Source organism: Marinobacter sp. MMG032, from assembly GCF_040112695.1.
Lineage (GTDB): Bacteria > Pseudomonadota > Gammaproteobacteria > Pseudomonadales > Oleiphilaceae > Marinobacter > Marinobacter salsuginis.
Genome location: NZ_CP157802.1, coordinates 820125 through 835332, shown reverse-complemented (window position 1 = coordinate 835332; position 15208 = coordinate 820125). Strand labels below are relative to the sequence as shown.

Below are 15208 nucleotides of genomic sequence, written 5' to 3'. Positions count from 1 at the left end.
CCCTGCTTATCCAAACAGGTTTCGCACTATCTTGGTGCGTAATTGTGACCTACAGCGCCCAATAATCCCAAAACGAGCAGAATTGCCCCCATTTCAGGCCCATTGGGCGGATTTCGGACGCAGTACGGCCATGCGTTTCAGATTCCAGGCCAGACAAACCAGTGCCCATTCGCCGCTCACTTTGTCCAGTCCGCGTAACGAGAACTGACGAAATCCGAGCACCGACTTGATGATGCCGAATACCGGCTCGACGGTTTGCTTACACAAGGCATAGGCCGTGCGTCCGGCTTGGGTTTGTAGCTTGTGCACCATGCGCTCGACCGGCGTACTGCCTTCGGTTATTGGCATCGGTTCAGCGAATCGCGCCAACGGCGGCTGGTGGTGGTTTTCCCGTTTGACGGCGATGTGCGGATCGATGCCGGCCTTTTCGCAGGCGGCGACATTTTTGGCGCTGAAATACCCGGTATCGGCAAGCAGTGTGTCAGCTTTGCCCAACGACTCCGGTAATGCGGCCAGTTGCGCGAGCATCGGCTCGACTTGTTCCTTGTCGTTACAGGCCTGGGTAACCGCTGGTGCCATCACCAGCATGCTGTCTGCATCGACAGCTGCCTGGGCATTGTAGCTCTGCTCGAAGCCGCCACCGGCCACTGGCATGATGCGCGATTCTTCATCGGTGAGATTGAGCTGATCTTTTGCCTTGGGGCCAGCCGTGGGCGGCTTGGGTGGACGACCGCCTGGTTTTCTGCCGTTCTTCTTCTGCTTTTCTTCTCGCGCGGCAAGTTTGGCCTGGTACTGGGCTTGCTCGCGCTCGAAACGCGCTTTGGCCCGGGCTTCGATCTTCGTTTTGGCTTCCGCCATCGCCTTAAGCCGATCTTCCCGGCGCTGTATTTCTTCCGGCAGGCTGATTCCATCTGGGACATTGGACTGGTCGGCCTGCTCAGCTAACGCCAGCAGTTCCTGCACTTCGCCCTGGAGCTGAGCTTCCATCTTCTCGATGTGGCCATGGGACAGGGCGCTGTGGCGCGACGCATTGGCCTGGACCTTGGTCCCGTCCAGGCTGATGGTGCCCAGCTTTACCAGTTTCATTTCCTGTGCGACTTCGAGAACCTGAACGAACAAGTCGGCCAGTTCACCGAGAAAACGTCGACGAAAGGTCGCCAGGGTGTAGTGGTCTGGATGCGCACCAGCCGAAATAAAGCGGAAGGCCACAGAGTCGTAGGTCGCCCGCTCGATCCTGCGGCTGGAAAACACGCCGGTGGCATAGCCGTATATGAGCAGAGACAACAGCAGCGATGGATGATAGGCCGCGCTGCCGCGCCCACCATAGGCGTTCACCATTGAGCGCAGATCAAGGCCGTCGACAACCTCAACAATGAAGCGCGCCAAATGGTCTTGGGGTAACCAATCGTCAACGGATGGCGGAAGCAAATAGGCCGTGTGACGGTCGAAAGAACGAAAGTTACTCATGGCTGATTCGTGATTTATTTAAGGTCAGCATTATCTCATACTGGCCCATTAAGTCCGACAGGCTGCTAGGCGCTGGATCAAAGCGGCTTTAGCCGCCCCTGCAACGCCGCACTGGTCAAGCTGCAACAAGACAGTGACTGGGCACACCATGCCGACAATGTGCTCTTGATAGGCCCCAGCGGCACTGGCAAAACCCATATTGCCAATGCACTGGGCCATCAACTAACCGAACAGGGCGTGCGCTGTAAACTGTTCCCTGCCATAGCGCTGGTTCAGCACTTACAACAAGCCAAACGCGACCTCGACTTGATGACCGCCATGACACGGCTGGATAAATACCGGGTCATCATCATCGACGACATCGGCTATGTGAAAAAGACGGATGCCGAAACCCAGGTGCTGTTCGAGTTCATCGCCCACCGCTATGAGAGTGGCAGCTTGATCGTCACGGCCAACCAGCCATTCAGCGAGTGGGATCAAATATTCCCGGACAGCATGATGACAGTAGCAGCCGTTGACCGGCTGATACACCCGGACAAGATAGTTGACGCCAGACAGTAAGCAATGATCCGAACTTTGCTGAGAAGGTTTTCGACGTCGTTGGCCTGTACCTGAATCCGCCGGATAACGCGCTGGTGCTATCGGTTGACGAAAAAACGCAGATCCAGGCACTGGATCGCACTCAACCAAAGCTGCAACTGAAACCCGGCCAGATCGAGCGCCGTACCCACGATTACAAGAGGCACGGGACGACCAGCTTATATGCGGCCCTGAATATCCTGAACGGCGAAGTGATTGGGCGCATTACACAACGTCACCGCGCCAAAGAGTTTCTCGATTTTCTGCGACAAATTGATCGAGAAACACCGAAAGAGCAGGACCTTCATCTGATTCTGGACAACAGCTCGACTCACAAAACACCAGAAGTGAAAGCCTGGCTGGAAAAGCATCCCCGGTTCAAGCTTCACTTCACACCAACCAGCGCCTCTTGGCTGAATGCCGTGGAGGGCTGGTTTGGTCAACTGGAACGCCGCGCTTTGTACCGTGGCATTTTTACCAGTGTCGGCGAACTGAAGAAGGCGATTCGTCGCTTTATCCAAACTCATAATGAGAAACTGGCAAAGCCGTTCCGCTGGCACAAGAGTGCAGAATCGATTATGACTTCAGTGGCGCGAGCAAAGCTGAGTATTATTGATAATAAATAAACGGATTACCCAGACGGGACACTAAGCTGACAGAGGGGGAGGAGTCCATCCCACTGATTCAGGTCAGGTTCAAAATGGACCCGGACCCAAGATCTCATGCAGGCTGCTGATGATTGTTTCAGGTGCAGAAACGGGATAATAATTGCAGTCTGCGGATTTCGATCCCAGACTAATTCAGAGATTATCTAAGTGAACCATTGTTGTTGGTCTCGATGTAGTCTATTCGTCCCTTCGCTTGGCAGGCAAGGGACTTTTTATATTTACATCGACTTGGCAGTCTGGCACGTTGTCAAATAAAAGATGGTGTATTCTCTATCAATTGAGAAGTGGTGAGGTCTTATATGTCACATCGTATAAAAGAAAAAATCGAATCAATGCTTGTTGCGGATCAGGAAAAAGGTATCTATAAGTTAAGGAGGGATGCCTTTACTGATGAAGAAATTTTCGAACTAGAAATGAAATATATTTTCGAGGGGAACTGGGTATATCTTGCACACGAAAGCCAAATTCCAAATAATAACGATTTCTTTACGACATACATTGGGCGACAGCCAGTAATTATAACGAGAGATAAAGCCGGTGTTCTAAATGCCTTCCTCAATGTCTGTACCCACAGAGGAGCGATGCTCTGTCGGACAAAGAAAGGTAATAAATCGGTCATGACATGCCCTTTCCATGGCTGGACTTTTAATAATTCTGGGAAACTGATAAAAGTAAAGGATGAAAAAGATTCAGGCTATCCAGATTCATTCAACTGTGAAGGAGAGCTGAATCTCAAAAAGGTTGCAAGATTTGATTCTTATCGTGGATTCCTTTTTGGAAGCCTGAATCCTGATGTGCAAGAGTTAGGTGATTATTTGGGTGAATCCACAAAAATAATCGATATGATAGTCAACCAGTCGGAAGATGGTATTGAGGTTCTAAGAGGTGCTTCCACCTATACGTTCGATGGTAACTGGAAGATGCAAGCAGAAAATGGTGCAGATGGATACCATGTTTCAGCTGTACACTGGAATTATGTTGCCGCAGTTGCAAGAAGGAAGCAGGGTCTATCTACTGATAATGCAAAAAGTTTGGATCTTAGCACTTGGAATAAGCAAAAAGGAGGATTTTATGCTTTCGAGAATGGGCACATTCTATTATGGATGCAAGTACCAAATCCTGAGGATAGACCATTGGCTGAAAAGCGAGAAGAATTGTCCAGAAAGTACGGTGAAAACAGAGCCGATTGGATGATTTCGAATATAAGGAACTTGGGGATATACCCAAATGTTTTTTTGATGGATCAAACGAGCACCCAGATCCGTCACTTCCGCCCAATCTCTCCGAATAAAACTGAAGTAACGATATATTGTTTCGCTCCAAAAAATGAAAGTGATAATTCACGTAATAGACGCATTCGACAATATGAAGACTTCTTTAATGCTTCTGGTATGGCAACACCAGATGATTTAGAACAATTTCGCTCGTGTCAGGAGGGTTTTTTAGCTTCCAAAGCACCTTGGAATGATCTTAGTCGAGGGGCTAAGCATTGGATTGAGGGGCAGGATGAAGCAGCTAAGGATATAGATTTATTTCCTCTACTAAGCGGTGCGAAAAGTGAGGATGAAGGACTGTTCGTAGTTCAACACAAGCATTGGGCTAATATCTTAAAAAATATACCTGATGAAGAAGGACAAATTATTTACAAAAAATGAACCTCTTTGGAGAGATGACATGAATTTTGATTATGAAGATATCTGCAAGTTTTTGTATTCCGAGGCTCGCTGTTTAGACGATCAAGATTTTGAGCGCTGGCTTTGTCACTATGATAAAAATGTCGAATTCTGGATGCCATCTTGGGATGATGATGGGGAGATTACAAGTAACCCAAGGAACGAAATTTCACTAATATATTATGAAAATCGTGACGGTCTTGAAGATCGAGTCTTTCGTATCCAAACTGATCGATCGGGCGCAAGCAGTGAGCCTGCTCCGAGGACGCTTCATTCTATAAGCAATATTGAAGTAGTAGACTGTTCTAATCAAGTATGTAATGTTCGGTTTAACTGGACAACAAAGAGTTTTAGATATAACGTAGTGGATACATATTTTGGTGTTACTTTCGTAGATTTAATCATTGATGAAGGTGGGGGTTTTTTAATTTCGAGAAAGAAAGTCGTATTAAAAAATGACTATATACATCATGTGGTTGATATCTATCATATTTAATGTCTTTAAAAAGTTATGGTCTGAGCTTTTCGCACTCGCCTATTAGGGTTAACCATTTGATGTAAAGGCAATATATAATGTACAAGGTAGCGCTAAATTTTGAGGACGGCGTCACTCGATTTATTACAACCTTGCCAATGGAGACGGTGGCGGACGCTGCATACCGATCTGGAATCAATATTCCGCTCGATTGTCGTGATGGAGCTTGTGGAACATGTATGTGCCACTGTGAATCCGGCATTTTTGAGATGGACGGTTATATCGAGGATGCACTCACTGAACAGGAGGCCAGACGCGGGTACGTTTTAACCTGCCAGATGATTCCGGAGTCGGATTGCGTTGTGACGGTACCGGCTTCTTCTGAGGTCTGTATACGCAGCCAGCAAGCTGACATACAAGCCAGGTTGGTCAAGATCAATCGCTTGTCAGAATCGACTTTGTCATTCACCGTTGCCGGTGATCAAGTACGTGCTATGCATTTTCTGCCGGGGCAGTATGCTAACGTTCTGGTGCCAGGGACTGACCAATGGCGTGCGTACTCCTTCAGTTCCATGGTGAGCCAAGCCGATGAGTCGGTATCCTTCCTGATTCGTATAGTACCTGAAGGCTTGATGAGCACCTATATGGTAGAGAAGGCCAGAGTCGGTGAGAGCATTACTCTGCGCGCTCCGTTCGGCAGTTTCTACCTGCGTGAAATCCATCGCCCGGTGTTGATGCTAGCTGGCGGCACCGGCCTGGCACCATTTCTAGCGATGCTCGAAAAGATACAACAAGGCTACAGTGAACACCCTATCCACCTGATTTACGGCGTCTCTCACGATGCTGACTTAGTTCACTTGGACAAGCTGGAGTTGTTCGCCAACGCTATCGAAAACTTTACGTTCGATGCCTGTGTATTGTCAGAAAAGAGTAATTGGCCCCATAAGGGCTACGTCATCAATTACATAGAACCCGGTCACCTGCAAGATGGCGATGTTGACATCTACCTTTGTGGTCCCCCTCCGATGGTTGAAGCGGTCAACGACTATATACAGGAAAAAGGCATTCGGCCAGCTAGCTTCCATTATGAAAAGTTTGCGGCAAGTAAATGAGGAGAATTAAATGCGAGTTGAACGTTTTGAAAACCAAGTCGTCATTGTGACCGGCGCGGCTCAGGGCATAGGTAGAGCGGTTGCTCTCCAGATGGCGGCGGAAAAAGCCAACCTGATGCTGGTGGATCGCTCCGAGATCGTCAAAGAAGTGGCCGAGGAGGCATCGGCTGCCGGTGCGGCAGACGTCCGGGTCAGCGTAGTCGACCTGGAACAATACGGAGGTGCCTGCAAGGCAGTCCAGTCGACAGTAAGCTATTTTGGTCGCATCGACATTTTGGTCAATAATGTTGGCGGTACGATCTGGGTCCAGCCCTACGAAGTTTACGAGGAAGTGCAGATCGAAGCTGAGATTCGGCGCTCATTGTTTCCGACCCTTTGGTGTTCCCATGCTGTCCTGGCACAGATGCAAAAACAGCAAAGTGGAGTGATCGTGAATGTATCATCCCTTGCAACCCGAAGCACTAACCGAGTGCCTTACGCAGCCGCAAAGGGTGGCGTAAACGCTTTGACGGTGTGTCTGGCATTTGAAAATGCCAAATATGGAATCCGTGTCAATGCAGTTGCGCCCGGTGGTACTGATGTTGGCGAGCGAAGAATTCCGCGTAATAGCAAAGCTTTAAACCAATTAGAAGAAGGATGGTATCAGGCTATCGTCGATGAGGCTACTGAAATGAGCTTTATGAAGCGTTATAGCGTACCGGAAGAACAGGCTAATGCCATACTTTTCTTGGCGTCTGACGAGGCTTCCTATATCACGGGTACGGTGTTGCCTGTTGGTGGTGGCTATCAGGGGTGACCTTTTTGCTCCAATTAAAAGTTAATAGGTTCGCACTAATTACGCCCCCCCGAGCACGTTGGTTGTTCGTGTTCTCCTGAAGTTAAGTAATGCAGTTTTCGACTAATAATGGAGCAATACTCGGGAGCGGGCCGAAGGCGCGCTTTAAACGCGAGTTTGGGTTCCTCAAGTAAATCTGACTGGGAGAGGAGGGTATGTCCGGGTTCCAAGTTTTCAACCGCACAACGGGAGATTGTTTTGCCTGCCAGGAGGGCCAGAGTGTACTCAAGGCCATAGAGCAGCGGGGGCTGAAGTGTGTGCCCGTTGGTTGCCGGGGTGGAGGCTGCGGATTTTGTAAGATCCGGGTTCTGGAAGGACATTTCGAGTGCGGCAAGATGAGTAAGCGGTATGCCCCGCCGGAAGCCGTTGAAAAAGGCGAAGTTCTGGCCTGCCGGATCTACCCGAGAACCGACTTGATGATCGAGTGTATGCCGCAACCTGCAGCGCCACTCGCCGAACAGACAAAAACAAAACCGTAGAGGTAATCGTCATGAAAAAAGGTGTTATGCGTCCCGGCCACGTTCAGATCCGCGTTCTGGACATTGAGGAAGCCGTCAAACACTACACAGACTTGATGGGCCTGATTGAAACCGACCGTGATGAACAGGGTCGTGTTTACCTGAAAGCCTGGACGGAAGTCGACAAATTTTCTGTGGTGCTGGTGGAAGCCGACGAACCCGGCTGCGATTTCATGGGCTTCAAGGTGCTGAACGAAGAGGTCCTGGTTCAGCTTGAAAAAGACTTGGTGGATTACGGCGTTGAAGTTGAGCAGGTTCCTGCAGAGGAGTTGAAGGATTGCGGTCGTCGTGTTCGCTTCACAGTGCCTTCTGGCCACGCCTTCGAACTCTATGCCGAAAAGCTCTATACTGGCAAATGGGGCCTTTCCAGCGTTAATCCGGAGGCTTGGCCTCGTGGTCTTCAGGGAATGAAGGCCGTGCGCTTTGACCATTGCCTGTTTTACGGTCCGGAGTTGGCTGCGACGTACGACATTTTTGTTAGAGTTCTCGGCTTTGATCTGGCCGAGCAAGTATTGGACCCGGAAGGCACTCGGGTGGCGCAGTTCCTGACTGTGTCTATGAAAGAGCATGACATCGCCTTCATCCACCACGAAGAAAAAGGTAAGTTCCATCACGCCTCTTTCCACCTGGAAACCTGGGAAGACGTTCTTAGGGCGGCGGACCTGATTACCATGACCGATACGTCCATCGATATCGGGCCGACTCGTCACGGTCTGACCCATGGCAAAACCATCTATTTCTTTGATCCATCTGGAAACCGTAACGAGGTGTTCTGCGGTGGTGATTATTTCTACCCGGATCATAAACCGGTCACCTGGAAGACCGAGGAGCTCGGTAAAGCGATTTTTTACCATGATCGGACATTGAACGAACGCTTTATGACCGTTCTTACGTGATTCCGAAGGGATGAAACAGGACGAAGTTGCAATGAAAGACATTAAGCACTACATCAGCGGGCAGTACGTTAGCTCGGCCAGCGCCAAGCTGTTCGACAACGTCAACCCGACCAACGGCAAGGTGATCAGCAAGGTTCACGAGGCTGGCCGGGACGAAGTGGATGCCGCAGTGAAGGCCGCGAAAGCGGCCCTGCGCGGCCCCTGGGGCAAAATGACACTGGAGGAACGTGCCAGTATCCTGCACAAGGTGGCAGATGGTATCAATGCCCGTTTTGATGAGTTCCTGGAGGCAGAGTGCCTTGATACCGGCAAGCCAAAATCCCTGGCCAGCCACATCGACATCCCCCGGGGCGCCGCCAACTTCAAAGTGTTCGCGGACATGATCAAGAACGTGCCCACCGAATCCTTTGAGATGCCCACTCCGGATGGTACCGGGGCCCTGAACTACGCGGTTCGTCGTCCCAAAGGCGTTATTGGCGTGATCAGCCCTTGGAACCTGCCTTTGCTGCTGATGACCTGGAAGGTCGGGCCGGCCCTGGCCTGTGGCAATACCGTGGTGGTCAAGCCGTCGGAAGAGACGCCGACCACCACTGCGTTACTGGGCGAGGTCATGAAAGAAGCAGGTGTGCCGGATGGCGTCTACAACGTGGTGCATGGCTTTGGCTGTGATTCCGCCGGTGCCTATCTGACCGAGCATCCACAGGTAGACGGCTTTACCTTCACCGGAGAGACCGGCACGGGCGAAGTGATCATGAAGGCCGCCGCCAAAGGTATCCGGGACATCTCCCTGGAGCTGGGTGGCAAGAATGCCGGCCTGGTGTTTGCCGACTGTGACATGGACAAGGCGATCGAGGGCACCATGCGCTCGGCCTTTGCCAACTGTGGCCAGGTATGCCTGGGCACCGAGCGGGTTTATGTCGAACGTTCCATCTTCGACGAGTTTGTGGGCCGGATGAAAGAAGCCGCGGAAAGCCTGAAGATCGGCCCGCCAAATGACAAAGAGGCCAACATGGGCCCGCTGGTCAGCCTCAAACACCGCGAGAAAGTTCTTTCCTATTACCAGAAAGCTGTTGATGACGGCGCCACCGTGGTTACCGGTGGCGGTGTTCCCGATATGCCGGCAGAGCTTGCTGGGGGTGCCTGGGTGGAGCCCACGATCTGGACCGGTTTGCCGGAAGATTCGGCGGTGATTAATGATGAGATTTTTGGCCCCTGTGTCCACCTGTGTCCGTTCGACACCGAGGAGGAGGCTATTGAGCTGGCCAACAGCCTGCCTTATGGGCTCGCCTCGGCAATCTGGAGCGAGAATATTACCCGCGCCCACCGGGTAGCGGGCCAGATTGAGGCGGGCATTATCTGGGTCAACAGCTGGTTCCTCCGTGATCTGCGCACACCGTTCGGTGGTAGCAAGCAGTCCGGTATTTGCCGCGAGGGTGGTGTGCACTCCCTGGAGTTCTACACCGAAATGAAGAACATCTGCGTGAAATTGTGAGCTGATCATGACTGCACCTGAAAATAGTCCCGAAATCGGGCGTGAGATAACCGCCGCCGGCTACCGCACCAACGTGCATGACCATGGTGCCGATAATGCTAAGAGTGATGTTCCGGTCATGATGATCCACGGTTCCGGCCCCGGTGTCACCGCCTGGGCCAACTGGCGCCTGGTGATTCCGGAGCTGGCGAAGCATCGCCGTGTGGTGGCGCCGGACATGCTTGGCTTCGGTTACACCGAACGCCCGGAGGACAACACCTATAACCGGGAACGCTGGGTGGCCCATGCCATCGGTGTTATGGACGCCCTGGATCTGGAGAAAGTGGATCTGGTAGGCAACTCCTTCGGTGGGGGCCTGGCTCTCGCTCTGGCGATCGCGTACCCGGAGCGCATTCGTCGTCTGGTGCTGATGGGCTCGGCTGGCGTCAGGTTCCCGATCACCCAGGGGCTGGATGAAGTCTGGGGCTACGAGCCTTCCCTTGAAAACATGCACCGCCTGATGGATGTGTTCGCGTTCAATAAAAACCTGCTCACCGAAGAACTGGCGGGAATGCGCTATCAGGCCAGCATCCGCCCCGGTTTCCAGGAGTCGTTCGCGGCCATGTTCCCGGCTCCGCGTCAGCGCTGGGTTGACAACCTGGCCAGCCCGGAAGAAGACATCCGGGCACTGCCGCACGAAATCCTGATTATCCATGGCCGGGAAGATGAAGTGATTCCTCTTGAAGCCTCCTACCGACTGGCTGAACTGATTGACCGGGCTCAGCTGCATGTGTTCGGTCGCTGTGGCCACTGGACGCAGATTGAACATGCCAGTCGTTTTGCCCGGCTGGTCAACGATTTTTTGAGCGAAGCCGACCAGGTCGCTGCCCGAGGTAACTAATGGAACAGTCTACAATTCAGGCACTTGGCGACGAGTTATACCAGGCCATGCTGAGCCTCGAAGCGGTCACACCGCTGACCAGCCGTGGCGAGGAGATCAGTATTGACGACGCCTACCACATTTCTCTGCGCATGCTGGAACGTCGTTTAGCGGATGGCGCCTCGATCATCGGCAAGAAGATTGGCGTTACCAGCAAAGCCGTACAGAACATGCTCAATGTTCATCAGCCAGATTTTGGCTATCTCACCGACGACATGGTGTTCAACAGTGGCGAGGTGATGCCCATCAGTGATCGGCTGATTGCCCCCCGAGCTGAGGGCGAAATCGCCTTCATCCTTAAGAAAGATCTGACGGGGCCCGGTATCACCAATGCGGATGTTCTGGCCGCGACTGAGTGCGTCATGCCGTGCTTCGAAATCGTCGATTCCCGCATCCAGGACTGGAAGATATCCATTCAGGACACCGTTGCCGACAACGCCTCCTGCGGACTGTTCGTCCTAGGGGACCAAGCGGTGTCTCCTCGCAAGGTGGATCTGGTTACCTGCGGGATGGTGGTCGAGAAGAACGGCAGTGTGATCAGCGCCGGTGCTGGTGCAGCGGCACTGGGTTCGCCGGTGAATTGTGTTACCTGGCTTGCGAATACGCTGGGTGAGTTCGGTATTTCCCTTAAGGCCGGAGAAGTCATTCTGTCCGGCTCGTTGGTACCCCTTGAGCCGGTCAAGGCCGGTGACTATATGCGCGTAGACATAGGTGGCATTGGAAGCGCATCTGTTCGCTTCGCATGACCGACAAGAACAATGAGGAACAGGCTATGAGCAAGAAAATCAAAGCAGCGATCATCGGCTCGGGTAACATCGGCACCGACCTGATGATCAAGATCCTGCGCAACGGCAAGCACATCGAAATGGGTGTGATGGTCGGTATTGATCCGGAGTCGGACGGTCTGGCCCGCGCCCAGCGAATGGGCGTGGCGACCACCCACGAAGGCGTGGATGGCTTGGTGAAGATGCCGGAATTCGCCGACATCGACATCGTTTTTGATGCCACCTCCGCCAAGGCTCACATGCACAACGAGGTGTTCCTGCGGGGCCATAAGGAAAACATCAAGATTGTCGATCTGACCCCCGCTGCGATAGGCCCCTACTGTGTGCCAGTGGTGAATCTGGAGCAGAACCTGAAGGAAGGCAACGTGAACATGGTCACTTGCGGTGGCCAGGCCACCATTCCGATGGTCGCAGCGGTCTCCCGCGTCGCCAAGGCGCATTACGCGGAAATCGTCGCATCCATTTCCAGTAAATCCGCCGGTCCCGGTACCCGCGCCAACATCGACGAATTCACCGAAACCACCTCCAAGGCCATCGAAGTGGTGGGCGGCGCCCAGAAAGGCAAGGCCATCATCATCCTCAATCCGGCTGAACCACCCCTGCTGATGCGGGACACGGTGTATGTGCTCTCCGATGCCACCGATCAGGCGGAAGTAGAAGCCTCCGTCGAGGAAATGGTAAAGGCGGTGAACAGCTACGTATCCGGCTATCGCCTCAAGCAGAAAGTGCAGTTTGATGTGATTCCCGAAGACCAGCCCATGAACGTCCCGGGCCTGGGCCGCTTCAGCGGCCTGAAGACCTCCATCTTCCTGGAAGTGGAAGGTGCCGCCCATTACCTGCCGGCCTACGCGGGCAACCTGGACATCATGACCTCTGCTGCGCTGGGCACCGCCGAGCGCATTGCCGAATCGCTGGTCAACTGAGGAGGATATCCCCATGACATTCAATCCCGGCAAGAAACTCTATATCTCCGACGTGACCCTGCGGGACGGCAGCCACGCCATCCGTCACCAGTACTCCATCAAGAACGTGCAGGACATTGCACGGGCCCTGGATAAAGCCAAAGTCGACAGTATTGAAGTGGCCCATGGCGACGGCCTGCAGGGCTCCAGCTTCAACTATGGCTTCGGTGCCCACACCGACCTGGAGTGGATCGAAGCGGTGGCCGAAGTCACCGAACACGCCAAGATCGCCACCCTGCTGCTGCCGGGCATCGGCACCGTCCACGACCTGGACAACGCCTACAGCGCCGGCGCCAGAATCGTGCGGGTGGCCACCCACTGCACCGAAGCGGATGTGTCGAAGCAGCACATTGAGCACGCCAGAAAACTCGGCATGGACACCGTCGGCTTCCTGATGATGAGCCACATGCAGACCCCCCAAGGGTTGGCGGAACAGGCCAAGCTGATGGAAGACTACGGTGCGACCTGCCTCTATGTCGTCGACTCCGGCGGTGCCATGAACATGAACGACATCCGCGACCGCTTCCGGGCGCTGAAAGACGTTCTGAAACCTGAAACCGAAACCGGCATCCACGCCCACCACAACCTGGCCCTGGGTGTGGCCAACTCCATCGTGGCGGTCGAGGAAGGCTGTGACCGTGTCGATGCCTCCCTGTCCGGCATGGGCGCGGGCGCCGGTAACGCGCCGCTGGAAGTGTGTATTGCCGCCTTCGACAAGATGGGCTGGGAGCACGGTACCGACGTCTACGCCCTGATGGATGCGGCCGACGATATCGTGCGCCCGCTGCAGGACCGCCCGGTAAGAGTAGACCGTGAAACCCTGGCCTTGGGCTACGCCGGTGTCTACTCCAGCTTCCTGCGCCATTCCGAAGTGGCGGCGCAGAAGTACGGCCTGAAGACTGTGGATATTCTCGTTGAACTGGGCAAACGCCGCATGGTGGGTGGCCAGGAAGACATGATCGTGGATGTGGCGCTGGATCTGCTGGCGGCACAGAAGGAGCGGAACGCTTGAGCAAGACATTGAGCCGTGAACAGGTCCTGGCCCTGGCGGAACACGTGGAAAACGCCGAACTTCAGGCCCATGACATCACCAAGGTGACCAACGACTTTCCGGATATGACCTTCGAGGATGCCTACGATGTGCAGTGGGAGATCCGCCGTAGGAAGGAAGCCCGTGGCAATAAGGTAGTTGGTATGAAAATGGGACTCACCTCTTGGGCCAAAATGGCGCAGATGGGAGTGGAAACGCCGATCTATGGCTTCCTGGCCGATTACTTCAGCGTCCCTGACGGTGGTGTGGTCAACACCAAGGAACTGATCCACCCGAAAATCGAGGCAGAGATTGCCTTTGTCACCAAGGAGCCGCTAAAAGGACCGGGTTGTCACATTGGTCAGGTACTTGCAGCAACAGATTTTGTGATTCCCGCGGTGGAGGTAATCGACTCTCGTTATGAGAACTTCAAGTTTGACCTGGTGAGTGTGGTGGCAGACAACGCTTCGTCCACGCGCTTTATCACCGGTGGTCAGATGGCCGATGTTGCGGACGTCGATCTCAAAACCCTGGGCGTGGTGGTCGAGAAGAACGGTGAAGTGGTGGACGTAGGTGCGGGTGCTGCGGTACTGGGCCATCCGGCCTCCAGCGTTGCCATGCTAGCCAATCTGTTGGCCGAGCGTGGCGAACACATTCCGACTGGTACCTTCATCATGACCGGTGGCATTACCGCCGCGATTACTGTTGAGCCCGGTGACAACATCACCGTGCGCTACCAGGGACTGGGAACCGTGTCCGGGAGGTTCATCTAGAACTTCAGCAAATACTGCCGCTGGAGCACAAAACCTATGATAAAGGCTATTGGCCTGTATCTGTATTTCAACTTTCGTAGCTCATACTTCTACCTGGCCTGCAGTCGCATGTTCGAGGTGTTCGACCAACATCATCTCAATATTATATGGCGGCTACTGGGCGCGCTGGTTCGTTTTGTCGCTAACTCCTCCTCCAAAAACCACGGAGCCGACACGGGTGGGTGCAGGCCCCCGCTGGCGGAAAACGGAGGTTTGTTCAGGCCCTGGTGACGATGATTCGAGCGGAATGGTCAGAGGGCCGGATATAGGCGATACCGATGTGCTGCTCTCGGTTGCTGAAAGCATCGGACTGGATGGAAAGCCTTTGCAGGGCAATTGATGATCCTGAAAACCATGCCCGGCTTGACCGGAACTGGCAGGAAGCAAAGGAAAAGGGCTTTGTAGGGGGCCACACCTTTGTCATCGGCGATCAGATTTTCTGGGGTCATGACAGACTGGACTTCGTGGCGGAGTACCTTCAGGAAAGAGCTGCAGACAGCCTGGACCGGTCAGATCTGGATGTACTTGCCCGATGGCAGAGGCTGGTACCCAATCGCACTGTGCCGGTGTTGATAGACGAGGATTTGGTGCTGACGGACTCCAGGCCCTTGCTGGAGTATCTGGCAGAAACGGGCCCGGAGCTGCTGCCTGATTCCCCCAGCCAGCGGGCGGAGGCGCGATGCTGGATGGTATATGGCGATAGTGTTCTGGGGCGCAGTATCCGGGAAGAGGTGTTCGAGAAGCGCGATAAACCTGAGAATGAGTGGGACCAGAGCAGAATTCGTGCAGGGGGGTCGCGGATTCATGGAAGGGCTGCCGCCCCTGGAAACAGCTCTCGGCGCGGAGCACTTCCTGGCCGGCAACCAGCCAACTCTGGCTGAGTGTGCCTGTTTCCGAGGTTTGCGCTGGCGTTAGCCAGTGATTTTGCGGTTCCCGAAGAGTTTCCTGGTATTCTTCAATGGCTTGGGCGCATGGCCGCTCACCC

Annotated in this window: 14 protein-coding genes and 2 pseudogenes; 15 read left to right on the top strand and 1 reads right to left on the bottom strand. The window is 53.6% G+C overall.

Annotation, left to right across the window (positions count from 1 at the left end; genetic code table 11):
- Positions 1-93: 93 nt before the first annotated feature.
- Positions 94-1467 carry an IS1182 family transposase gene (locus tag ABNF92_RS03805; RefSeq protein ID WP_349343493.1) on the bottom strand — a complete coding sequence of 458 codons (1374 nt, stop codon included), beginning with the start codon at positions 1465-1467 and terminating at the stop codon, positions 94-96.
- Positions 1468-1536: 69 nt separating this feature from the next.
- Between ABNF92_RS03805 and ABNF92_RS03800 the strand changes: the two are divergent.
- From ABNF92_RS03800 to ABNF92_RS03730, 15 genes and pseudogenes are all read left to right on the top strand, one after another.
- Positions 1537-2028, top strand: a pseudogene (locus ABNF92_RS03800) (ATP-binding protein); the annotation flags it as partial.
- Positions 2025-2672: pseudogene (locus tag ABNF92_RS03795) on the top strand (IS630 family transposase); the annotation flags it as partial. The pseudogenes ABNF92_RS03800 and ABNF92_RS03795, both read left to right, overlap by 4 nt.
- A gap of 341 nt (positions 2673-3013) precedes the next feature.
- On the top strand, positions 3014-4369 hold the full coding sequence (locus tag ABNF92_RS03790) for a Rieske 2Fe-2S domain-containing protein (protein ID WP_349343492.1): 1356 nt from the start codon (positions 3014-3016) through the stop codon (positions 4367-4369).
- A gap of 19 nt (positions 4370-4388) precedes the next feature.
- Complete coding sequence (locus ABNF92_RS03785) at positions 4389-4883, top strand: aromatic-ring-hydroxylating dioxygenase subunit beta (RefSeq protein ID WP_349343491.1); 495 nt, start codon at positions 4389-4391, stop codon at positions 4881-4883.
- Positions 4884-4957: 74 nt separating this feature from the next.
- A complete protein-coding gene (gene benC, locus ABNF92_RS03780; protein WP_349344055.1) occupies positions 4958-5974 on the top strand; it encodes a benzoate 1,2-dioxygenase electron transfer component BenC in 1017 nt (338 codons plus the stop codon).
- A gap of 10 nt (positions 5975-5984) precedes the next feature.
- Positions 5985-6770, top strand: coding sequence for a 1,6-dihydroxycyclohexa-2,4-diene-1-carboxylate dehydrogenase (locus ABNF92_RS03775; RefSeq protein WP_349343490.1), 786 nt, complete (start codon positions 5985-5987; stop codon positions 6768-6770).
- Between the two features lie 194 nt (positions 6771-6964).
- Entirely contained in the window at positions 6965-7288 is a 324-nt protein-coding gene (locus tag ABNF92_RS03770; RefSeq protein ID WP_349343489.1) for a 2Fe-2S iron-sulfur cluster-binding protein, read from the top strand.
- Positions 7289-7299: 11 nt separating this feature from the next.
- Positions 7300-8223 (top strand): catechol 2,3-dioxygenase, encoded by a 924-nt coding sequence (locus tag ABNF92_RS03765; RefSeq protein ID WP_349343488.1) that lies wholly within the window; start codon positions 7300-7302, stop codon positions 8221-8223.
- 31 nt (positions 8224-8254) lie between these two features.
- Positions 8255-9715: a 2-hydroxymuconic semialdehyde dehydrogenase gene (locus tag ABNF92_RS03760; RefSeq protein ID WP_349343487.1), complete on the top strand. Its 1461-nt coding sequence runs from the start codon at positions 8255-8257 to the stop codon at positions 9713-9715.
- Positions 9716-9722: 7 nt separating this feature from the next.
- Complete coding sequence (locus ABNF92_RS03755) at positions 9723-10595, top strand: alpha/beta hydrolase (RefSeq protein ID WP_349343486.1); 873 nt, start codon at positions 9723-9725, stop codon at positions 10593-10595.
- Complete coding sequence (dmpE, locus tag ABNF92_RS03750; protein ID WP_349343485.1) at positions 10595-11380, top strand: 2-oxopent-4-enoate hydratase; 786 nt, start codon at positions 10595-10597, stop codon at positions 11378-11380. Before ABNF92_RS03755 ends, dmpE begins: the two co-directional genes overlap by 1 nt.
- A gap of 26 nt (positions 11381-11406) precedes the next feature.
- Positions 11407-12342 carry an acetaldehyde dehydrogenase (acetylating) gene (locus ABNF92_RS03745; RefSeq protein WP_349343484.1) on the top strand — a complete coding sequence of 312 codons (936 nt, stop codon included), beginning with the start codon at positions 11407-11409 and terminating at the stop codon, positions 12340-12342.
- Positions 12343-12355: 13 nt separating this feature from the next.
- On the top strand, positions 12356-13393 hold the full coding sequence (dmpG, locus tag ABNF92_RS03740) for a 4-hydroxy-2-oxovalerate aldolase (RefSeq protein ID WP_349343483.1): 1038 nt from the start codon (positions 12356-12358) through the stop codon (positions 13391-13393).
- The gene (gene dmpH, locus ABNF92_RS03735) at positions 13390-14184 is read left to right on the top strand and encodes a 2-oxo-3-hexenedioate decarboxylase (RefSeq protein ID WP_349343482.1); all 795 of its coding nucleotides are present in this window, start codon (positions 13390-13392) and stop codon (positions 14182-14184) included. Before dmpG ends, dmpH begins: the two co-directional genes overlap by 4 nt.
- A gap of 332 nt (positions 14185-14516) precedes the next feature.
- Positions 14517-15104, top strand: a complete 588-nt coding sequence (locus ABNF92_RS03730) for a glutathione S-transferase family protein (protein ID WP_349343481.1) — start codon at positions 14517-14519, stop codon at positions 15102-15104.
- Positions 15105-15208 lie beyond the last annotated feature (104 nt).